Consider the following 21,052-nt stretch of genomic DNA (forward strand, 5'->3'; position numbering starts at 1 on the left):
ATGGAAAAGTTGATGCAGGATCTGAAAGAGCAGATCATTCAACAATTGAATTTGCAGGAAGTGAAACCTGAAGACATCGGTGACGACCAGCCGCTTTTCAAGGAAGGGCTGGGGCTCGACAGCATCGATGCACTGGAGCTGATCGTGTTGCTGCAGCAGCATCATAACATCCGCATCGCCAAACCGGAAGATGGCCCGAACATTTTCTATTCCGTTCGTACCATGGCCGAATACATCACCGCAGAGAAAGCGAAGCAGGCATGATGAAAGGGAATGTATGGATAGCGGGAGGCGGCGTCATTTCCGGCATCGGCCGGGACCTTGGCGAGTGCATGGCTTCGTTTGAAGCGATGCGCCCGGGCATGGCGTACATGCAGCACCTGCGGTCCGCACACGCCCAAACCTTTCCCGTTGTGGAAGTGAAAGCAGGCAACGAAGAACTGGCCGCAATCGCGGGAATGCCCGCCCACTGGAGCCGCACCGCCCTCCTGAGCCGCATCGCCGCGCAGGAAGCCTGGGACGCTTCGGGCCTGGGCAATATTTCCGACTACCGCGTGGGGCTCGTGTCGGCAAACACCGTTGGCGGGATGGACAAAACGGAAGATTTCATGGAAGCCTTCCTGGCAGACCCTTCCAGGGGAAAACTCCGCCAGGTGGTACACCACGAATGCGGCGCCGTAACAGAACTGGTGGCCGACGCCATGGGCATCCGCCACCACGTTTCCACCATCAGCACCGCCTGCTCGTCGGGCGCCAACGCGCTGATGTACGGCGCCCGCATGATCCGCGCCGGTATGCTGGACGTGGCGATCGCCGGGGGGACCGACGCTTTGACGCGCTTCACGCTCAACGGCTTCAACACCCTCATGATCCTCGATCAGCAAAACTGCCGCCCGTTCGACGATACCCGGACCGGCCTGAACCTCGGTGAGGGCGCGGGGTACGTAGTGCTCGTGTCTGACGCCGTGGCGGAGAAAATCCAGCCATGGTGCCGCCTCGCTGGGTTCGCCAACGCCAACGACGCCTATCACCAGACGGCTTCATCGCCCGATGGCACCGGTAATTTCCTGGCGATGAAAGGCGCCCTGGAAATGGGGGGATTGCAGCCGGAAGACATCGGCTACATCAACCTGCACGGCACCGGCACCCAGAACAACGACAGCTCGGAAGGCCTGGCCATTTCCCGGCTGTTCGTCAACGGCGTGCCGCCCGCCAGCTCCACCAAGAGCTTCACGGGGCACACGCTGGGCGCCAGCGGCGGCATCGAAGCGGTATTTTCCGCGTGGGCGCTGCGCGAAGGGATCATTTATCCCAACGCCAACTTCTCCGTGCAGATGAAGGAACTGGCCTTTTCGCCGGTCACCGCTTTTTCACGGGGCAACGGCCTGCGGAACGTGATGTCGAACTCCTTCGGGTTCGGCGGCAACTGTTCCAGCCTGGTCTTTTCAAAGGAATAACACATGAAACGGAGCAAATGCGAAGTTCCATCCGTCAAAAATGTCAAAAGTAAAAATTAACGGATGACAGCATTCATACAAGGAACAGGATGCGTGTCGGCGCAGGACAGCCAGGTTTTTCCGGGTGAGATCCGGCATTACGAAGGCGACCGCCTGCCCGTGGCCGACCCGGATTACAAACAGTGGATCGATATCAAACAGATCCGCCGGATGGGCCGCGCCATCAAAATGGGCGTTGCCGCCTCGCACATGAGCCTGGAAGCCGCGGGTATCCAATCCCCCGACGCCATCATCATGGGCACGGCTTACGGATGCCTCGCCGATACGGGCGTGTTCCTGCAGAAACTGGTGAGCCAGCACGAAGACATGCTCACGCCTACCGCTTTCATCCAGAGCACGCACAACACCGTAGCCGGCCAGATCGCCCTGCTGCTGGGATGCCACGCGTATAACAACACTTTCGTCCACACCGCATTTTCTTTGGAAAACGCGTTGCAGGACAGCCTGCTCATGCTGGCGGAAGACCCCTCGCGGAAAATCCTCGCCGGCGCAACAGACGAAATCACCGAATATTCGCATACCATCCTGCGCCGCTTCGGATTGTATAAAAACGCCTCCACCGCCGCGTTGCAACGTTCCGGGACACCGGGCACCATGGCAGGGGAGGGCGCCGCATTTTTTGTATTGGGTTCGGGAAAAGACGACAAATCCCTCGCGCAACTCACCGTCGTAGACATGCTGTATCGCCCCGCATCCGAACAGGAAACGGCAGACCACTTGCTGGATCTCCTGCGCCGCAACGGGTTGGGGCCGGAAGATATTTCGCTCGTGCTCTGCGGCCGTAATGGCGATGTTGACAGCGACCGCTACTACGAAAGCGTAGAAGTCCGGCTCTTCGGGGCCACGCCGGTAGCGGCATTCAAGCATTTCTGCGGAGAATATCCCACCGCATCGGCCTTCGCCGTGTGGATGGCCGCGGGATGCCTGCACCGTGGCGCTGTTCCGCAGGAAGCCATGGTAAAAGGCGATGCCCCGGCGAATCCGGAGCGCATCCTCGTCTGGAACCATCATCAAGGCACCCATCACTCATTTATTTTGCTGGAGAAATGCTGAGGGCATTCGTCATAGCAGCGGCGGCGGCAGCCGCAGGCGTCATCATCCTGCTTCACGGCGGATGGGCGGCCACGCCTGCCTGGAAGTTGCTCATACCTTTGCTCGTAGCTTCGGGATTCGCGACCTGGGGGGCCATCAACGTGCGGTCCAACTATTTCGTGCGCACCCACAGCAAAGGCAAACGTTCCGATAAATCGGTAGCGCTGTCGTTCGACGACGGGCCGCTGACCGAATTCACCCCGCAGATCCTCGACATCCTCGCGCAGTTCAACGTGCGCGCGGCGTTTTTCTGCATCGGCCACCGCGCGGAGCAGGAGCCGGCGCTCATGAAAAGGATCGTGGGCGAAGGGCACCTCGTCGGCAACCACAGCTTTTCCCACAGCCCAACTTTCGATCTGCAAACCACCGCGGCCATGAAGGCGGACCTCGCCAGGGCGAACCAAGTCATCAAATCCGCTACAGGACTGCAACCCAGACTGTTCCGCCCGCCATACGGCGTCACCAATCCCATGCTCGCCCGCGCGATCCGGAAAGGGAAATTCATCGCCGTGGGATGGAGCGTCCGCTCGTTCGACACCGTCATCAAAGACGAAGACAAACTGTTCGAGCGCGTAACAAAGAAAATCGAAGCGGGAGACATCTTCCTCTTTCACGATACCGCCGCGGCCACCGTCAGGATTTTGCCCGCGCTCATCAAGCAACTTAAACGCGATGGCTTCGCCATCAAACGATTGGATGAACTTTTAAACATTCCGGCTTATGCGTAGATGGACCATGATGTTGGCAGCGACTTTCATTGCGCTGCAAGTTGCCGCCCAGAGCGGGTTCAGGCCCGTTTCCGACCTCGATCGGTTTAAACAGGAATTTGCCCGCACGGCGCAGCAGACGCAGTCGATCAAAAGCGATTTCGTCCAGGAAAAGCACCTCAGCCTGCTGGCCGATAAAATCACCAGCAAGGGGAAATTCTGGTTCAAAAAGGAAAACCGGGTGCGGATGGAATATGCGTCGCCCACGTATTACCTCATGATCATCAACGGGAAGAATGTCCGCATCAAGGATTCCCGGACAGACAGGAGCATTTCCACCGGCGGCAATAAACTGTTCGAACAGATCAGCAGAATTACGGCCGATTGTGTGCAGGGGAATGTGCTGAACAACAAAGATTTTACCGCCAAAGTGCAGGAAAACGATAAACAGTATCTTTTACAGTTGACGCCAGTGGCGAAGGGGATGAAGGATTTCTTCTCCTCGATCGAGCTGCTGGTCGACAAAAAAGACCTGGGCGTGGCGAAGATCGTCATGCACGAAGCTTCGGGCGACCGTACCGAAATGAATTTCACCAAAAAAGAGCTGAACGCCGCCATACCGGATGAGATGTTTGCTGTTAAATAGCGTATTGCTGCTGGGGCTCGCTTCCTGCGGATCGGCCTACAAAGGCCTGCAGCGCACCGATGCGGACGCCGCCGCGTGCCTGGAAAAGTTCCGGCCGAAGTTCGGTTCGCCCGCGCTGTACAGCACGCAGGTCGATATCCTGCAGCACCATTTGTCGGGTTTATTGTATTTCCGGCCCATGGACAACGGCAGCATGCGCGTATTGTTCATGAGCGAAATGGGGATGAAGTTTTTCGATTTCGAGTTCACGAAAGACGGTTCCTTCATCAAACACTACATGCTCCCGAAAATGGACAAAAAGGCGGTGGTGAAAACGCTGCGGAAGGATTTCGATATGGTGCTCATGCGCCGCGATCCGGCCACGGCCAAGACCTTCACGGGGAACGGCCTGCGCTACACCGCCTTCGATCTGCCGAAGGGGAAGATTTATTATATCACCGACACGGCCTGTACCCAACTGGTGCGCGTGGAGAACGGCTCGCGCCGCAAACCTGTGGTAGACGTGTGGTTGAAGCAATACAGGAATGGTGTGCCGGATAGCATAGACATCCGCCATCATGCCGTCAAATTCAATATTTCATTACAACGCGTAGAAAAATAATGTTAACAGGAAAATTCTTTACCGTCGTATCCCAACAGCGACCGGCTGACAATTCGGTCCACTATACGATCGACTGGAACGGCGCGCATCCCATTTTCGAAGGGCATTTTCCCGGGCAGCCCGTTGTTCCCGGCGTTTGCATGATGCAGACCATCCAGGAGCTGTTGTCGGCCGCCGTGGGCAAGACTTTGCTCGTGGAAAAGGCGGCGAACATGAAATTCCTCAACATGATCGACCCCCGCGTGAGCCCGCAGGTGACCGTGGAGATCGTTTATACGGAAGAGGAAGGGGGATACAAGACCAATGCCGTCATCAAACACGAAGCCACTACGTTCCTGAAGTTCCAGGGCCGTTTCAAATGATCATGGAGCAACAGGGTACATACGACGCACAGTTCGGCGAGCGCAAGGTTTGCGTGCTGATCCCGACCTACAACAACGCCGGCACCCTCGGGGCCGTGCTGGAGCAGGTGTTGGCGTATACGCGGCACGTGATCGTGGTGAACGACGGCGCAACGGATGATACGATGGCCGTGCTGGAGCGGTTCCCGCAGATCAATGTGCTGGCTTACCAGCCCAACCGCGGCAAAGGCATCGCCTTGCGCAGAGGGTTCCGGTACGCGTTGGAACAGGGCTACGATTTCGCCATTACGATGGATGCGGACGGGCAGCACTACGCCAGCGATTTGCTGACGTTCCTCGACAAAGCCGACAAAAGCGACCCCGCGATCCTCATCGGCGCGCGGAACCTGCACCAGGAGAACATGCCCGGCAAAAACACTTTCGCCAACAAGTTCTCCAACTTCTGGTTTTATGTGGAAACGGGGCTGAAAGGGCCGGACACGCAGTCGGGCTACCGGTTGTACCCGCTGTTCGCCATGAAGGGGATGCGTTTCGCCTGTACCAAGTACGAATTCGAGATCGAAGTACTGGTGCGCTGCAGCTGGAAAGGGATCCGCATCGGCTGGGTGCCGGTAGGCGTGTATTATCCGCCGGCAGAGGAAAGGGTGTCGCACTTCCGGCCGTTCCGGGATTTTTCGCGGATCAGCGTGCTCAATACCGTGTTGGTGACCATCGCTTTCCTGTATATCCATCCGCGGAACCTGCTGCGGTTCATTTTTTCGAAAGACGGGTTGCGGTACATCTGGCGCGAGCAGTTGCTGGCGGCAGGGGAGAGCAATGGAACGAAAGCCGCGTCTGTCGGGTTCGGTGTTTTCATGGGGATTTTCCCGGTGTGGGGGTTCCAGATGCTCATCGCCGTGGTGATCGCGCAATTGCTGAAGCTCAACAAGGCTTTGGTGCTCATCGCTTCCAACATCAGTATTCCGCCCATGATCCCTTTCATTTTGCTGGGGAGCATGCAAATGGGGCGGTTTTTCGTGAAGGAAGATACGACATGGTGGCTTTTCAAAATCGGGAGCAACATCTCATTCGATGACGTGAAACAAAACCTTTTCCAGTATATCACGGGCAGTATTACGCTGGCCGTGGCGGCGGGGCTCGTGGCGGGCCTCGTTACGTGGCTGGCGCTGTCGGTTTTCCGGCGAAAGCGGGCCGCGGCGCAAACTTAAAACCGATACATGGGCACATTCTTCATATCGATCTACAATTTCTTTAACGCCCGTAAATGGCTGCTCTGGCTGTTTACGGCTTTCCTTTTTTTATCCGCCGCCTTCTTCGCCTCCAAAGTGAAGCTGGAGGAAGACATCACGCGCGTACTGCCGCAGGATCCCAAGATCGACCGGCTCAACCAGTTCCTCCAGAACTCCAAGTTCACGGACAAACTGGCGGTCATCGTTTCGCAGAAAGACAGTTCGGCCCCCGCAGCGCCAGACAGTCTCATCCTCGCCGCGGAGCAACTCTCCGCCGGCCTGCAGGCAAGCCCCGTGGCGCCCTACGTGTCTGCCGTCACCGCTAAAATGGAAGACACGCTGCTGTTCAGCTTGCTCAACCGTGTGCAGGCCAACCTGCCCCTGTTCCTCGAAGAAAAAGATTACAAAACGCTCGATACCCTCACATCGCCCGCCCGCGTGGCCGGCGCCATGGAAGGGAATTACAATACGCTCGTTTCCCCGGCCGGCATGGTCCTCAAAAAATCCATCGCCGCAGATCCGCTCGGGATCACGTGGATCGGGATGAAGAAGCTCCAGCAGCTCCAGGCAGACGATTCCTGGACCTTGTACGACGGCTACCTGGTGAGCAAAGACGAGCGTAACCTGCTGGTGCTCGTCACCCCGAAATTCGCGCCCGGTAAAACGGCCGATAACAAAGCTTTTCTTTCGCACCTCGATCACCTCATCGATTCCGTGGCGGCGGCGGTGCCTGCGGCGCAGGTCACCTTTTTCGGCGCAACGGCCGTGGCCGTGGGGAACGCGGTGCAACTGCGGCAGGATACGATGCTGACGCAGGGCATCACCGTGCTGCTGCTCATCGTCCTGATCGCCCTGTTTTTCCGCCGCAAGCGCGCGCCATTGCTCGTGATGCTGCCGGTGGTATTCGGTGCGCTGTTTTCCCTGGCCATGGTGTACCTCGTGCAGGGAAGCATTTCCGTGATCGCCATGGGCGCGGGTTGTGTGGTGCTGGGCGTTGCAGTGAACTATTCGCTGCACGTTTTCAATCATTACCGCCATTTGCCCGACATCCGCCAGGTGCTCCGCGACCTCGCCATGCCCATGACCGTGGGCAGCTTCACGACGGTTGGCGGCTTCTTCTGCCTGCAATTCGTAAAATCGCCCATGCTGCAGGATATGGGGCTGTTCGCGGGGTTCAGCCTCGTGGGGGCTTCGCTGTTTTCGCTCATCGTGCTCCCGCACTTCATCGTCATGGGCAAGGCGCCCGCGAAAGACGCGCCCGTCAAACACAATATCATCGACCGGTTCTCCGAATGGCGGCCGGAACGCAATAAATGGCTCGTATACGGCATCCTGGCGCTCACCGTCGTGTTTTTCTTCACCGCCGGAAAGGTGCGTTTCGAAAGCGACATGATGCGCATGAACTACATGCCCCAAAAACTCCGCGACGCCGAAGCGAAACTTAACCGCCTCAACGATTATACCGCCCAAACCGTTTACATGCTCTCTGAAGGCGCCAGCCTCAACGAGGCGCTGGAACGTAGGGCGGGAGCGGATTCAACGCTGCAACGGCTCCTGGCTACGGGAGCGCTGAAGAAAACCGGCGGGCCCGGGCATTTGCTGCTGAGTGAAAAGGAACAGCAAATACGGATCGAGCGGTGGAAGCAATACTGGTCGGCCGGGCGCGCCGGAGCCGTTATGTCGGCTTTGCGGCAGGAGGGGGCCAGATACGGTTTCAAGCCGGAAGCGTTCGACAAATTCCAGGCGCTCATCACCCAAAACTATTCCGTCACGAAACCGGAAAATTCGCCCTTGATGGATTTGCCCACCATCAGCGATTTCGTGACGTTGAAGCCCGGGAACGCTTCCCTGTCGGGTATCCTGAAGGTAGACCCCTCGCGGAAGAGCGAAGTTTACGCCGCCCTGGACGCATTGCCCGGCACGGTCGTGATCGATAAACAATACACCGCCAACCGCCTGGCCGTCGTGATCCGCGATGAATTCAACACCATCGCCTGGATGACGTCTGCCCTGGTATTCTTCGCGCTGTTGCTCACCTACGGCCGCATCGAGCTGGCGCTGATCACCTTCATCCCCATGGCCATCAGTTGGGTGTGGATTCTGGGGATTATGGGATTGCTGGGCATTCCGTTCAATATCGTCAACATCATCCTTTCCACTTTTATTTTCGGGTTGGGGGATGATTACAGCATTTTCACGATGGACGGGCTTTTGCAGGAATACAAGAACGGCAGCGAACATCTGCCATCCTTCAAGTCATCGATATTCTTTTCCGCCATCACAACGGTTTTGGGACTGGGCGTGCTCATCTTCGCGCAGCATCCTTCCCTGAAATCCATCGCGGCGATCGCGGTGATCGGGATATTGTGCGTGGTCATCACTTCACAGGTTTTGATCCCTTTCCTTTTCAATTTCCTCATCGCCAACCGGGTAGCGAAGAACAGTCGCCCGCCCTGGACGCTCTGGAGCTGGTCGAAATCGATGTTCTCGTTCATTTACTTCGCCTTTGGCGCGCTGGTACTCACGGGCGTCGGTTTCATCCTCATTAAGCTGAACCCTTTCAACAAGGAAAAAGGCAAGAAGATCTACCATAAACTGTTGTCGAAATGTACCTGGAGCGTGCTCCACATCATGGGCAACACCAAAAAAGTGACGATCAACGAAAGCCGGGAAGATTTCAAAAAGCCGGCCGTCATCATCAGTAACCACCAGTCTTTCCTCGACATCCTTATGTCTACCGCCATGCATCCCAACGTGGTGCTGCTCACGAACAACTGGGTGTACAATTCCCCCGTTTTCGGGAAAGTGGTGCAGATGGCGGATTACTACCCCGTGGCCGACGGCGCCGAAACTGCCATCGATCACCTGCGCGACCGCGTTGCCCAGGGCTATTCGGTAGTGGTGTACCCGGAAGGCACGCGCTCCCAGGATAAAAACATCAAGCGGTTCCATAAAGGCGCGTTTTTCCTGGCCGAGGAACTGGGGCTCGACATTGTGCCCGCGGTGATCCACGGCACGGCGTACTGCATGTCCAAAGGCGATTTCCTGCTGAAAGACGGGACGATGACCATGAAGATCCTCCCCCGCATCAAAGCCGGCGATCCCGCCTGGGGCGAAGGCTATGCGGCCCGCACCAAATCCATCAGCCGGTACTTTAAGGAAGAATACAGAAAGTTGAGCGAAACGCTCGAAACGCCGGCTTATTACCGCGAACAGCTGATGTATCAGTATATTTACAAAGGCCCGGTGCTGGAATGGTACATGCGCATCAAGACGAAAATGGAGCGCAATTACGAAGATTTCCACCGGATGCTGCCGGAAAAAGGCGATATCATGGACATCGGCTGCGGATACGGGTTTATGAGCTATATGCTCCACTTCGTGTCGCCGGGAAGGAATATGCTGGGAGTGGACCATGACGAAGAAAAGATCGCGGTGGCGCAGCATTGCTACATCCGCAACGAACAGGTGCAGTTCCGCGCGGCGGATATCACTACCTTCGATATTCCTGAAAAAGACGCTTTCGTGATGCTCGACGTGCTGCATTACCTGCAGCCGGATCAGCAGGCCAGCCTCATTCGCCGGTGCATGGACAAGCTCCGGCCCGGCGGCATCATCATCGTCCGCGACGGCGATGCGGCCATGGAAAAGAAACACCGCGGCACAAAGCTCACGGAACTGTTCAGTACCAAACTGCTCGGTTTCAACAAAACATCCGAACATCCCTTGTCCTTCTTTTCGTCCGCCACCCTGCGCCAGACCGTGGAAAGCCACGGCGGCACCATGGAGCGGATCGATCAGACGAAATATACATCCAATGTTGTTTTCATCATCAGAAAGCCAGATACGAACGAACATGCATAAGTACGACGTAGTCATAGCCGGCAGCGGCCTCGGCGGCCTGGTTTGCGGAGCGATCCTCAGCAAGAACGGCTACCGCGTGCTCGTACTCGAAAAAAACAAACAGATCGGCGGATGCCTGCAAACGTTCAGCCGCGACAAGACCATCTTCGATTCCGGCGTGCATTACGTGGGCGGCCTGGCGCCGGGGCAGAACCTGTACCAGGTGTTCAAATACCTCGGGATCATGGACAAACTGAAGCTGAAGCGGCTGGACATGGATTGTTTCGACCGCATCGCCTTCCGCGACGATCCCCGGGAATATAAAATGGCACAGGGGTACGAGGGGTTCATCGAAAACCTGCTGCACGACTTCCCCGGCGAGGAAAAAGCCCTGCGGGAATATTGCGAGATGCTAAAACATATCTGCGGCAAATTCCCGCTGTACAACCTGCGGATGGGGGATTACGGGGAGAAGGAATCTGTGTTGGGGATGGATGCGGCTACCTTCATCGAGGGGCTGAGCAGCAATAAAAAGCTCACGGCGGTACTGGGGGCGAACAGCTCGCTGTACGCCGGCGTCCGCGGGAAAACGCCCATGTACGTGCATGCGCTCGTGCTGAATAGTTATATCGAAAGCTCGTGGAAATGCCTGAACGGGGGATCGCAGATCGGGAAATGGCTCACCCGCGTGATCCTCGAAAACAACGGCACCCTGCTGAAACATAAGGAAGTCAAAAGGATCGTGGCCGAGGGGCGCGATGTGGAATTCGTGGAAACGGCCGACGGGGAGCGCTATCACGGGAAATACTTCATTTCCAACATCCACCCGGCCAATACGCTGGACATGCTGGAAAGCGACGTCATCCGCCAGGCCTACCGCAGCCGCATCAGCACCCTGGAAAACGGGAACGGCTGCCTCATGCTCAACGCCGTGCTCAAGCCCGGGCTGTTCCCCCACATGAATTACAATTTCTATTATCACGACGTGGAAGATGTGTGGAGCGGGCACGATTATTCGGAAGACGCATGGCCGCTGAATTACTCCATGTTCATCACCCCCGATCCCAAAGACCACCGCTTCGCCAACAGCTGCTCCATCCTCGCGTACATGAACATCAGCGAACTGGAGCCCTGGAAACATACGTTCAACACCGTTTCCAAAGAAGGGCCGAGAGGCGAAGATTACGAAGCGTTCAAAATACGGAAAGCCGAAAAACTGCTCGATATCGTGGAACGCCGCTTCCCTGTAATGCGCCAGTGCATCCAAAGCTACTCCGTAGCCACGCCGCTCTCATTCCGGGATTACATCGGCACGAACGACGGGTCGATGTACGGCATCCTCAAAGACTGTAACGATCCGCTGCGCACCTTCATCAGCGCCCGCACCAAACTGAACAACCTGTTCCTCACCGGGCAGAACCTCAACCTGCACGGCATCCTGGGCGTTACGATGACGGCCCTGCTCACCTGCGGGGAATTACTGGACATGGAAAAACTATTGCACGAGATAACCGAAGCATAAACAATGGCAAAGAATAAGAGCATCTGGAGGAGCATAGGGAAAATACTGGCGTACACCGCCGGGTTTTTCGTGTTGCTGATATTGGGGCTGTTCATCTACCTCTGGATCGTGGCGCGGATGCAGCCGCCAGACATCGCGGACAAAAGTGCGCTCCAATGGCAGCGCAAACAACTCGATTCCACGGCGTATACCCTGGGAAACAGCTGGTTCCGGAAGAGCAGGAGCGGTTTGTACGAAATGTATGTGGAAGGAAAACCTTTCGAAAGGGGCGTCGTGTACGGGAAGCTCGCCGAAGAGCTGGTGCAGCGCCAGGAAGATCATTTCACCGAACAGATCGGCAAAATGATCCCTTCGAAAACGTACCAGCATTTCCTGAAATACCTCATCGGCTGGTTCAACCGGAATATGGACAGGAACGTGCCCGAGGAATATAAGGAAGAAATTTACGGCGTATCGTTTGCCGCATCGCCCAATTACGGATTTATCGGCACCAATTACCAGCGCATCATGAACTATCATGCGGCGCACGACATCGGCCATGCGCTGCAGAACCTGGCGCTGGTTGGCTGCACGTCGTTCGGGACGTGGAACGGCCGTTCGGAAGACAGTTCCCTCATCATTGGCCGGAATTTCGATTTTTATGTGGGCGATAAATTCGCGGAAGACAAGATCGTGGCATTTTACCGGCCAGACAAGGGGCATCCGTTCATGATGATCACCTGGGGCGGATTTACGGGCGTGGTGTCGGGGATGAACATGCAGGGGCTGACGGTGACCATCAACGCCGCAAAGAGCGAAATCCCTTCGGGATCGGCCACACCGGTATCGCTCGTGGCGCGGGAAATACTGCAATATGCGGGGAACATCCAGGAAGCGTACGCCATCGCGGCGAAGCGGAAAATGTTCGTGAGCGAATCGTTCCTCATCGGTTCGGCGGCCGACAATCGCGCCGCCATCATTGAAAAGACGCCCGACAGTATTGCCTTGTACGATCCCCGCGGCAACGAGATATCCTGCGCCAACCATTTCCAGAGCCAGCAGCTGGGCGCCTCCCAGGCCAACCGGGAACAGCTGGCGGGAAGCGCGTCGCCCTACCGGTACGAACGATTGCAGCAATTGCTGGAACGGAACGGGAAGAACAGCGTCGCCAAAACCATCGCCATCCTCCGCGACCAGCGCGGGCTGAACGATGCAGACATCGGCATGGGGAACGAAAAAGCCCTCAACCAGCTGATCGCCCATCACGCCATCGTCTTCAAACCCAAAGAAAAAATCGTCTGGGTATCTGCCGCACCCTGGCAACTGGGCGAATTCGTATCGTACGACCTCAACAAGGTTTTCGCCATGAAAGGCCTCGCCTCCGACCACGAAATCTGCGACAGCAGCCTCATCGTCCCGAAAGATTCCTTCCTGCTTACCGACAACTATCGTAAATTCATGGACTTCCGCCGGCTCAAACAAGCCGTGATGGACGGGGAGGAGATCGACGTGCAACAGATCACGGCCGACAACCCGGCGTATTACCATGCCTGGGTGATCGCCGGAGATTACCTGTTCAAACGGAAACAATTCGCCGAAGCGAAAAAATATTACCAGCAGGCGTTGACCAGGGAGATCGCTACGGTCCCGGAAAAGGAGCACATCCTCCGTCAAATCGAAAAATGCGATAAACAAAAATGAAAGGGCTCGGAACAGATATCGTGGAAGTAGACCGCATCGAGGAGAAGATCGGCAAAAGCCAGGGCTTCCGCGAGCTGGTGTTTTCGCCGCTCGAGATCGCGTATTGCGAAAAGCAGGTCAACAAGTACGAAAGTTACGCCGCCCGTTTCGCCGCCAAGGAAGCTTTCCTCAAAGCCCTCGGCACCGGGTGGGCCGGCAGCGGCATGCAATTCAACGAGATCGAAGTGCGGAACAACGCCTCCGGAAAACCCGAGATTTTTCTCATCGGCAACGCCGCGCCCCTGCCCGAAGGCACACAGGTATTGCTGTCGCTGTCGCACGTGAAAACCGTGGCCATGGCTACCGTGGTCATTTTATAACCAAGGAATTATGTACATCCCGGATATAGAACTTCAACATCCCGCCGCCATCCGCCAGTTCCAGAACAAGGAGCTTCAGCACCTGGTCGGCTACCTCCGCCAGTTTTCGCCCTTTTACCGCGAATGGTTCGCCGCCAACCACATCGATACGGACGCCATCCGTTCGCTCGACGATCTGCAGCGCCTGCCAACGGTCACCAAGGAAGACCTGCAGCAGCGGAACTGGGATTTTCTCTGTGTCGACAAAAGCAAGATCGCCGAATATACTTCCACTTCCGGCACGCTGGGCCGCCCCGTGGTTATCCCGCTCACGGAAAAAGACCTCGACCGCCTCAGTTACAACGAATTCATCTCGTTCAGCTGCGCCGGCGGCACCGACGAAGACATTTACCAGCTCATGCTCACCCTCGACCGCCAGTTCATGGCCGGGATGGCCTATTACAACGGCATCCGCAAGCTGGGGGCGGGCGTGCTGCGCGTGGGGCCGGGCGTACCGTCGCTCCAATGGGAAAACATCCAGCGCATTCAGCCTACCGTCATCGTGGCCGTACCTTCCTTCATCCTCAAACTGATCGCTTTCGCGGAGGAACATGGGATCGATATCAACGCTTCTTCCGTGAAAAAGGCCGTCTGCATCGGCGAGAACATCCGCAACACCGATTTCTCGTACAACGTGCTGGGGAAGAAGATCACGGACAAATGGAACATCGATCTGTTTTCCACGTACGCATCCACCGAAATGCAGACCGCCTTCACCGAATGCCGCCAGGGCAAAGGGGGGCATCATCATCCCGAACTGCTCATCGTGGAGCTGCTCGACGAGCAGGACCGCCCCGTTCCACCGGGCGCTCCGGGCGAGGTGACCATCACTACGCTGGGCGTGGAAGCCATGCCCCTGCTGCGTTACAAGACGGGCGACATTTGCCAGTACGACGCAACGCCCTGCAGCTGCGGCCGCCAGACGCTCCGCCTTTCACCCGTGATCGGGAGGCGCAAGCAGATGATCAAGTACAAGGGCACTACGCTGTATCCGCCGGCGCTGTACGACCTGCTGAGCGATATGGAAGATGTGAAGGAATTTGTGGTGGAAGTGTTCTCCAACGAGATCGGGACCGACGAAATCCTGCTGCACCTGCATCCGCGCGAGGAGTCGGAAGACACGGACCGCCGCATCAAATCGTACCTCCAGGCCAAACTGCGTGTCATCCCGCAGGTGCGTTATTGCGCCATGCCGGAAATCCTCAAAATGCAGTTCCCGGAAAGCAGCCGCAAACCGGTCAAATTCATCGATAACAGGAAATAGTTTTAGAAGCTGAAAGTGGCGTTGGACGAGGGATTGTCCAGCTTCGTGCTTTGCCGGCGGCCGTTCACGATCGCATGCACCATGTGGCTTTGGGTGGCATGTTCCGCGTACAGGATATCGTTTTTGATGTCCAGCTTCCGGAACGGGGCCATGGGCGTGCATTCCAGGTAGCACCAGGTGGCGTCTTCGGAGATTTCGTAGCCGAGGTATTTGAGGGAGACGGGTTTGCCGTCGGCCGTGAGGAACAAATGCCTGCGGATATATTGCGCTACGAGGGAGTCCGCGGCAGGGCGGTTTTTGGGATGGATAATGTCCAGCGGCTGTTTCGATTCCTTCTTCAGGACGTTTTCCAGGTCGTCGGAAAAGATGCGGCAACTGATTTCCAGGGACTTGCGGGGGGCATTATAGCGTATTTCCGTGACACTCATGTAGAAAGGGTGCACTGCGGTCATGATCGCGGGCAGGCACCATTTAAATAGCATTACTCCCATTGGCCCTTAAAAATTTTTATATTTACCGGTAACTGATTAACATTACGAAGTTACGCAAAAATCTATGCCATGCAGGAGTTCAGCATGTATTTCGAGGAGGGCTGGCAACATATCGCAGATCTTGGAGGGTACGACCACATTTTGTTCATCATGGCGCTTTGTGCCGTGTATACGTTGAAAGACTGGAAGAAGGTGCTGATCCTGGTGACGGCCTTTACGCTCGGTCATTCGGTGACTTTGGCGCTGAGCGTGCTCAACATCGTGCGGGTACCTACCGACCTCATCGAGTTCCTCATCCCCGTTACCATCGTCTTAACGGCGCTGGCGAACGTTTTCAGGGGAGGGAAGGAGCCGGGCCGCGTGAAATGGAATTACTTTTTCGCGCTGTTTTTCGGGTTGGTCCATGGGATGGGGTTCTCCAACTACCTCCGCAGCATGCTGGGCTCGCAGACGGATATCCTGCAACCGCTCCTGGCCTTTAACCTGGGCCTGGAATTCGGGCAACTGATCATCGTAACCATCGTGCTTTTGATTTCCCAGCTGGTGATCCTGGTGGGAAAGGCCCCCCGCCGCGACTGGACCCTGTTCCTTTCCGCCGCTATCTTCGGGGTGGCGTTCGTCATGAGCATTGAAAGATTCGGAATTATACTGGAAAAATAAATCGAGATGACCATACGTTCCATCATAGGAAGCCTCCTCGTAGCTGCGCCCCTCGCAACAATGGCGCAGAACAACCCGGGGTCCAACCACGGCAACCGCTTCGAACAGCTGGGGTACCTGCTCGCAGATCCCAACATGTACCGCTCCGCCTCCGGCGTGCCCGGGCCGAAATACTGGCAGCAGCGCGCGGATTACGACATTACCGCGGAGCTCGACGAAGTGCAGCGCCGCCTCACCGGTTCCGAAACCGTGACCTACTACAACAATTCCCCCGATCCGCTCACCTACATCTGGCTGCAGCTCGACGAAAACGAGCACGACCCGAAGTCGGACAACAACAGCTTCGACGGCAGCAATATGAAAGACCGGATGAGCAGCCGCGAGATCGGCCGGCTCCTGGGCATGGAACAGGGCCACGGGGTGAACATCACCAAAGTGACCGACGCTTCCGGTAAAACGCTCCCTTATACCATCAACCAGACCATGATGCGCATCGAGATGCCGCAAACGCTCAAACCGGGCGAAAAGATCGTGTTCAGGGTAGACTGGTGGTACAAGGTCCCCAACCGCATGACCCTCGGCGGAAGGGGCGGGTACGAGCATTTCGCGGCCGATGGCAACGATCTGTACACCATCGCGCAGTGGTACCCCCGCCTCGCCGTGTATTCCGACTTCCAGGGCTGGCAGAACAAACAGTTTACCGGCCGCGGCGAATTCGCCCTCACCTTCGGCAACTTCAAAGTGAAATTGACCGTTCCGGCAGACCATGTGGTAGGCGGTACCGGCGAATGCCGCAACTATAAGGAAATGCTGTCTCCCGCACAGTTCCAACGCTGGCAGCAGGCGCAGAAATCCACCGAGCCCGTCGAGATCGTGACCCTCGCCGAAGCGCAGGATGCCATCAAACGCAAATCCGACCGCAAAAAAACCTGGGTATTCGAAGCCACCAATGTCCGCGATTTCGCCATGGTAGCTTCCCGCCGCCTCGTGTGGGACGCCATGGGCGTGAATATCGAAGGGAAGCACGTGATGGCCATGAGCTACTACGGCCCCGAAGCCTATCCGCTCTACCGCCGCTATTCCACCAAAGTTGTGGGGCATACGCTGCGCTCCTATTCCAATCATACCATTCCGTATCCCTATCCGGTAGCCATTTCCGTGGAAGCGGCCAACGGGATGGAATACCCGATGATCTGCTTCAACTACGGCCGCGCCGAAGCGGACGGCACCTATAGCGAATCCACGAAGAACGGCATGATCGGCGTGATCATCCACGAAGTGGGCCACAACTTCTTCCCCATGATCGTGAACTCCGACGAACGGCAGTGGACGTGGATGGACGAAGGCCTCAATACCTTCTGCCAGTTCATGGCAGAGCAGGAGTGGGATGCCAATTTCCCCTCGCGCAGGGGCCCCGCGCACCACATCGTGGAATACATGAGCATGCCGAAAGACAAGCTGGAACCCGTGATGAGCAATTCCGAAAACATCATCATGTTCGGCCCCAACGCTTATGCCAAACCGGCCACGGCGCTGAACATCCTCCGCGAAACCGTCATGGGCCGCGAGCTGTTCGATTATGCTTTCCGGGAATATGCGCGCCGCTGGGCTTTCAAACATCCTACCCCCACCGATTTCTTCCGCACGATGGAAGATGCTTCCGCCGTGGACCTCGACTGGTTCTGGCGCGGATGGTTCTTCGGCATCGAACCGGTAGATATCGCCATCGACAATGTGAAGTGGTACCGGATGGACGCCAAAGACCCGGCCGAGACCAACAAAGCCGCCGAAGCCGCCGCGATCCGTGAAGACACGCACATCGCCAAAACACGGAATAAGGAAAAAGGGATGAAAACCGTCGTGGAACAGGATACCAGCCTGCAGGACTTCTACAGCAAATGGGACCGGTTCGCCGTAACGCCCGCCCAGAGCACCGCATGGCAGCAAATGCAGGCATCCCTCACGCCGGAGGAAAAGCAGCTGTACGACAGTAAAAAGAACTTCTATGAAGTAACGTTCCGCAACATCGGCGGCAATGTAATGCCCATCATCGTGGAATGGACGTTTGCAGACGGAACGAAGGAAACGGACCGCATCTCCGCATACATCTGGCGCCACAACGAGCAGGAAGTGACCAAAGTTTTCGCAAAAGACAAACAGGTGGTTTCCATGAAACTCGATCCCTTGCGCGAAACGGCGGATATCGACGAAAACAATAACAGCTGGCCCCGCCAGGCCACACCGTCGCGGTTCGAGCTGTTCAAGTCGGAACGCGCGGCACGTGGTACTTCCACAGGCGGCAACCCCATGCAGCAGGCACGTCAGTAACGGCAAAGAATTCAAAAGGAAAAGGTGCGGAAAACCGCACCTTTTTTTTATGAAATACAGTGAACGATGGGGTTACACTTTAACACGTTTCAGCGTCCTTAAATCGAATACCAGGATCTCGTCTTTGTCGGTCCTGTCGTATTTACCGTTGTTGTTGGAATCGTAATATCCGGTGATCACGATCGCCCCGGTGCGGGGATGGATGGTCCATTGCGCCGCGAAAAATTTGTCTTCCGTCAGTTGCGTTTTCTGCTTCCCGTCGGTAGACACGGCGATGATCTGGATGGGATCGTTCCAGTCGATGCCTTTTTTGTTATTGTCGAGATTGACGGTGCGGCCGGTTAAAAGTATCAGATTGATGCCCAGGCTGTCCATTTTCACGTGTTCCCAGCGGTGGATGGATGCGTCTGCCGGGAGGTCTACCCGGTTTTGCTCGCCGGTACGGGTATTGATGAAGAGCAGCGCATCGCCGTGACTGGCCATCATTTTGCCCACGCTTTCGACGCTGGCGATCACGTAATCGGAACCTGCAAGGGGCGTTAATTTGTTGAAAGTGTTGTAGTTGTACTTGTCCTGGCCATAGGCGGACGCGCACAACAGCATGCATAGTAAGGGAAGGAACGATTTCATTTTGACGTTTGTTTTAAGGATGGAATGGATGGATTTCACCAAAAAGACGAGCGGTATCGCGGAAAGTTTCAAGGAAAGTTGGATTGGGGGGAACGAAGAAGCCCGCCGTGGGATGCGGCGGGCCTTTTTTTATGGGAAGGAGGCGGTGTTCAGGTGGTGCCGTCCTTTTTGTCTTTCGGTTTTTTCTTGTCGCGGCCTGCTTCGCGGAGGGCGCGGGCGATGATCCATTCCAGCTGGCCGTTGACGCTCCGGAATTCATCGGCGGCCCAACGCTCGAGGGCTTCGTAGGTGTTGCCGTCGAGGCGGAGGACGAATGATTTCTTCTGTTCTTTCCCAGCCATGATTTATGCGTAAAGTGAACCGGTGTTAAGGACGGGCGTGGCGGATTTCTCGCCGCAGAGCACTACCATGAGATTGGAGACCATGGCGGCTTTGCGCTCTTCGTCGAGCGTAACGAGCTGTTTGCGGGAGAGTTGTTCCAGTGCCATTTCCACCATGCCTACGGCACCTTCCACGATTTTGGAGCGGGCGGCCACGATGGCGGTGGCTTGCTGGCGCTGGAGCATGGCGCCTGCGATCTCGGGGGCGTAGGCGAGGTGGCTGATGCGCGCTTCGCGGACAACGATGCCCGCGGCGAAGAGGCGCTCGTTCAGTTCCTTTTCCAGCAGGTCGTTCACTCTTTCACCACCGTCGCGGAGGGTGATTTCCGCGGTTTCGTCTTCCATTTTATCGTAAGGACAGCTCGTAGCGAGGTGGCGTACCGCGGCTTCGCTCTGGATCTGCACGTATTGCTGGTACCCTTCCACTTCGAACATCGCTTTGTACGTATCGCTTACCTGCCAGACGATCACGGCGGCGATCTCGATGGGGTTGCCCATTTTATCGTTCACTTTCAGCGTTTGTCCGTTCAGGTTATTGGCGCGCAGTGAAATGCGTTGCGAGCGGAAGAAGGGATTGATCCACAGCAGGCCGTTCTGTTTTACGCTGCCTACGTACTTCCCGAAGAAAGTGAGTACCCGTGCGTGGTTGGGGTTTACGATCATGATGCCTTTCGACACGAAGATGAAAGAAATGCCGAAAACGGGAATGAGGATTTTGGTGGCGGAATTGCCCGAGTTGGCGCTGATAACGATGCAGGCGGCGGCACCGAGGAGCAACAAGATGGCGACAACGAATGCGAGGTAGCCGGATACCGGCCGGTTGACTTTTTCCATGGTACGAGGTTAATTTAAAATGATATCAATTTGATATCAAATTTAGTTAAAAGATTTTGTATTTCCAGTATAGTGTGTAAAAAGAACATGAAGGGGGACTGGAAAATTTACGGTGTTAAAAAAGTTTGAAATTGTACAGGATTTACTATTTTGCCCCTGAGGTTAACCGGAATTGTCACGTTAGGAACACGCTAAGAAATCAGGGACTGGCCAGAATCGATCGCATTTTATCAACCACAATCTTTTATGTACCATAGCTTTACAGACGAGCAATTGTTATCCCTGTTGCGCAATGGCGACGCAGGGGCGTTCAATGCCATCTACGAACGGTACAGCAGGCCGTTGTACCTCTACATCCTCAGCAAGACGGATAGGGGGGAAACCAGCAAAGACGTGCTGCAGGACCTCTTTACCACGCTATGGGAAAAGCGCCAGGCCCTGGATATCCACTGCTCGCTCCGGTCTTACCTCTACCAGAGCGTCCGCCACAAGATCATCGACCTGTACCGGAAAAACGCTACCTATCGTAAATATCTCCAGCAACTGATCGAGCATTTCGACGCGCAGCCCCATAACATCTCCGAAACGTACGACTACAAAGCCAAAGCCACAGAGGTTTTCGAAGCTATCAACCGGTTGCCGGAAAAGATGAAGGAAATTTTCATGTTGAGCCGGTTCGAGAACCTGAGCATCGAACAGATCGCGTCGCGGCTCGAATTATCGCAGCAAACCGTTAAGAATCAAATCTCCAAAGCCCTGAAAATACTGCGTACACATTACACGCAGACAGATCTGCTGACCGTTGCGGTCGTTCTTACCTTGTTACAATAAAATTCCCGGCCGGATAGTACTTTTTTTTTGTTGGTGC

Annotated in this window: 20 protein-coding genes; 16 read left to right on the forward strand and 4 right to left on the reverse strand. The window is 56.1% G+C overall.

Features of this window, described 5'->3' with window-relative positions:
- The 13 genes from ACQKLP_RS19500 (at nucleotide 1) to ACQKLP_RS19560 (ending at nucleotide 14,861) form a co-directional block, all read left to right on the forward strand.
- On the forward strand, nucleotides 1-264 hold the full coding sequence (locus ACQKLP_RS19500; RefSeq protein ID WP_240646658.1) for a phosphopantetheine-binding protein: 264 nt from the start codon (nucleotides 1-3) through the stop codon (nucleotides 262-264).
- On the forward strand, nucleotides 261-1,457 hold the full coding sequence (locus ACQKLP_RS19505) for a beta-ketoacyl-[acyl-carrier-protein] synthase family protein (protein WP_427324563.1): 1,197 nt from the start codon (nucleotides 261-263) through the stop codon (nucleotides 1,455-1,457). The genes ACQKLP_RS19500 and ACQKLP_RS19505 overlap by 4 nt, the downstream gene beginning before the upstream one ends.
- A 63-nt stretch (nucleotides 1,458-1,520) precedes the next feature.
- On the forward strand, nucleotides 1,521-2,570 hold the full coding sequence (locus ACQKLP_RS19510) for a beta-ketoacyl synthase N-terminal-like domain-containing protein (RefSeq protein WP_427324565.1): 1,050 nt from the start codon (nucleotides 1,521-1,523) through the stop codon (nucleotides 2,568-2,570).
- Nucleotides 2,564-3,337, forward strand: a complete 774-nt coding sequence (locus ACQKLP_RS19515; protein ID WP_427324567.1) for a polysaccharide deacetylase family protein — start codon at nucleotides 2,564-2,566, stop codon at nucleotides 3,335-3,337. The genes ACQKLP_RS19510 and ACQKLP_RS19515 overlap by 7 nt, the downstream gene beginning before the upstream one ends.
- Complete coding sequence (locus ACQKLP_RS19520) at nucleotides 3,330-3,962, forward strand: LolA family protein (RefSeq protein ID WP_427324569.1); 633 nt, start codon at nucleotides 3,330-3,332, stop codon at nucleotides 3,960-3,962. Before ACQKLP_RS19515 ends, ACQKLP_RS19520 begins: the two co-directional genes overlap by 8 nt.
- Nucleotides 3,949-4,563: a hypothetical protein gene (locus ACQKLP_RS19525; RefSeq protein WP_427324571.1), complete on the forward strand. Its 615-nt coding sequence runs from the start codon at nucleotides 3,949-3,951 to the stop codon at nucleotides 4,561-4,563. The genes ACQKLP_RS19520 and ACQKLP_RS19525 overlap by 14 nt, the downstream gene beginning before the upstream one ends.
- Complete coding sequence (locus ACQKLP_RS19530; RefSeq protein ID WP_427324573.1) at nucleotides 4,563-4,925, forward strand: 3-hydroxyacyl-ACP dehydratase; 363 nt, start codon at nucleotides 4,563-4,565, stop codon at nucleotides 4,923-4,925. The genes ACQKLP_RS19525 and ACQKLP_RS19530 overlap by 1 nt, the downstream gene beginning before the upstream one ends.
- A gap of 2 nt (nucleotides 4,926-4,927) precedes the next feature.
- Nucleotides 4,928-6,133, forward strand: coding sequence for a DUF2062 domain-containing protein (locus tag ACQKLP_RS19535; protein WP_427324575.1), 1,206 nt, complete (start codon nucleotides 4,928-4,930; stop codon nucleotides 6,131-6,133).
- A gap of 9 nt (nucleotides 6,134-6,142) precedes the next feature.
- On the forward strand, nucleotides 6,143-10,018 hold the full coding sequence (locus tag ACQKLP_RS19540; RefSeq protein ID WP_427324577.1) for a 1-acyl-sn-glycerol-3-phosphate acyltransferase: 3,876 nt from the start codon (nucleotides 6,143-6,145) through the stop codon (nucleotides 10,016-10,018).
- Nucleotides 10,011-11,519, forward strand: a complete 1,509-nt coding sequence (locus tag ACQKLP_RS19545) for a phytoene desaturase family protein (protein WP_427324579.1) — start codon at nucleotides 10,011-10,013, stop codon at nucleotides 11,517-11,519. Before ACQKLP_RS19540 ends, ACQKLP_RS19545 begins: the two co-directional genes overlap by 8 nt.
- 3 nt (nucleotides 11,520-11,522) lie before the next feature.
- Nucleotides 11,523-13,199: a C45 family autoproteolytic acyltransferase/hydolase gene (locus ACQKLP_RS19550; protein WP_427324581.1), complete on the forward strand. Its 1,677-nt coding sequence runs from the start codon at nucleotides 11,523-11,525 to the stop codon at nucleotides 13,197-13,199.
- A complete protein-coding gene (gene acpS / locus ACQKLP_RS19555) occupies nucleotides 13,196-13,558 on the forward strand; it encodes a holo-ACP synthase (RefSeq protein WP_427324583.1) in 363 nt (120 codons plus the stop codon). Before ACQKLP_RS19550 ends, acpS begins: the two co-directional genes overlap by 4 nt.
- A gap of 10 nt (nucleotides 13,559-13,568) precedes the next feature.
- Entirely contained in the window at nucleotides 13,569-14,861 is a 1,293-nt protein-coding gene (locus ACQKLP_RS19560) for a phenylacetate--CoA ligase family protein (protein ID WP_427324585.1), read from the forward strand.
- Between the two features lie 2 nt (nucleotides 14,862-14,863).
- Here the strand turns inward: ACQKLP_RS19560 and ACQKLP_RS19565 are convergent, their stop codons facing one another.
- Nucleotides 14,864-15,352, reverse strand: coding sequence for a DUF6702 family protein (locus tag ACQKLP_RS19565; protein ID WP_427324587.1), 489 nt, complete (start codon nucleotides 15,350-15,352; stop codon nucleotides 14,864-14,866).
- A 69-nt stretch (nucleotides 15,353-15,421) separates the two neighbouring features.
- Between ACQKLP_RS19565 and ACQKLP_RS19570 the strand changes: the two genes are divergently transcribed.
- Together ACQKLP_RS19570 and ACQKLP_RS19575 are read left to right on the forward strand one after the other, a co-directional pair.
- On the forward strand, nucleotides 15,422-16,012 hold the full coding sequence (locus tag ACQKLP_RS19570) for a HupE/UreJ family protein (RefSeq protein WP_427324589.1): 591 nt from the start codon (nucleotides 15,422-15,424) through the stop codon (nucleotides 16,010-16,012).
- A 6-nt stretch (nucleotides 16,013-16,018) separates the two neighbouring features.
- On the forward strand, nucleotides 16,019-18,340 hold the full coding sequence (locus ACQKLP_RS19575; protein WP_427324591.1) for a M1 family metallopeptidase: 2,322 nt from the start codon (nucleotides 16,019-16,021) through the stop codon (nucleotides 18,338-18,340).
- 72 nt (nucleotides 18,341-18,412) lie between these two features.
- Here ACQKLP_RS19575 and ACQKLP_RS19580 read toward each other — a convergent pair whose 3' ends face one another.
- The 3 genes from ACQKLP_RS19580 to ACQKLP_RS19590 all read right to left on the reverse strand — a co-directional run bounded on the left by ACQKLP_RS19580 (nucleotide 18,413) and on the right by ACQKLP_RS19590 (nucleotide 20,184).
- Entirely contained in the window at nucleotides 18,413-18,970 is a 558-nt protein-coding gene (locus ACQKLP_RS19580; protein ID WP_427324593.1) for a hypothetical protein, read from the reverse strand.
- 149 nt (nucleotides 18,971-19,119) lie between these two features.
- Nucleotides 19,120-19,311, reverse strand: coding sequence for a hypothetical protein (locus ACQKLP_RS19585; RefSeq protein ID WP_427324594.1), 192 nt, complete (start codon nucleotides 19,309-19,311; stop codon nucleotides 19,120-19,122).
- Nucleotides 19,312-19,314: 3 nt separating this feature from the next.
- Complete coding sequence (locus ACQKLP_RS19590; RefSeq protein WP_427324596.1) at nucleotides 19,315-20,184, reverse strand: SPFH domain-containing protein; 870 nt, start codon at nucleotides 20,182-20,184, stop codon at nucleotides 19,315-19,317.
- A 246-nt stretch (nucleotides 20,185-20,430) separates the two neighbouring features.
- Between ACQKLP_RS19590 and ACQKLP_RS19595 the strand changes: the two genes are divergently transcribed.
- The gene (locus tag ACQKLP_RS19595; RefSeq protein WP_427324598.1) at nucleotides 20,431-21,015 is read left to right on the forward strand and encodes an RNA polymerase sigma factor; all 585 of its coding nucleotides are present in this window, start codon (nucleotides 20,431-20,433) and stop codon (nucleotides 21,013-21,015) included.
- Nucleotides 21,016-21,052 lie beyond the last annotated feature (37 nt).

This window comes from Chitinophaga sp. NPDC101104, from assembly GCF_050277495.1.
Lineage (GTDB): Bacteria > Bacteroidota > Bacteroidia > Chitinophagales > Chitinophagaceae > Chitinophaga.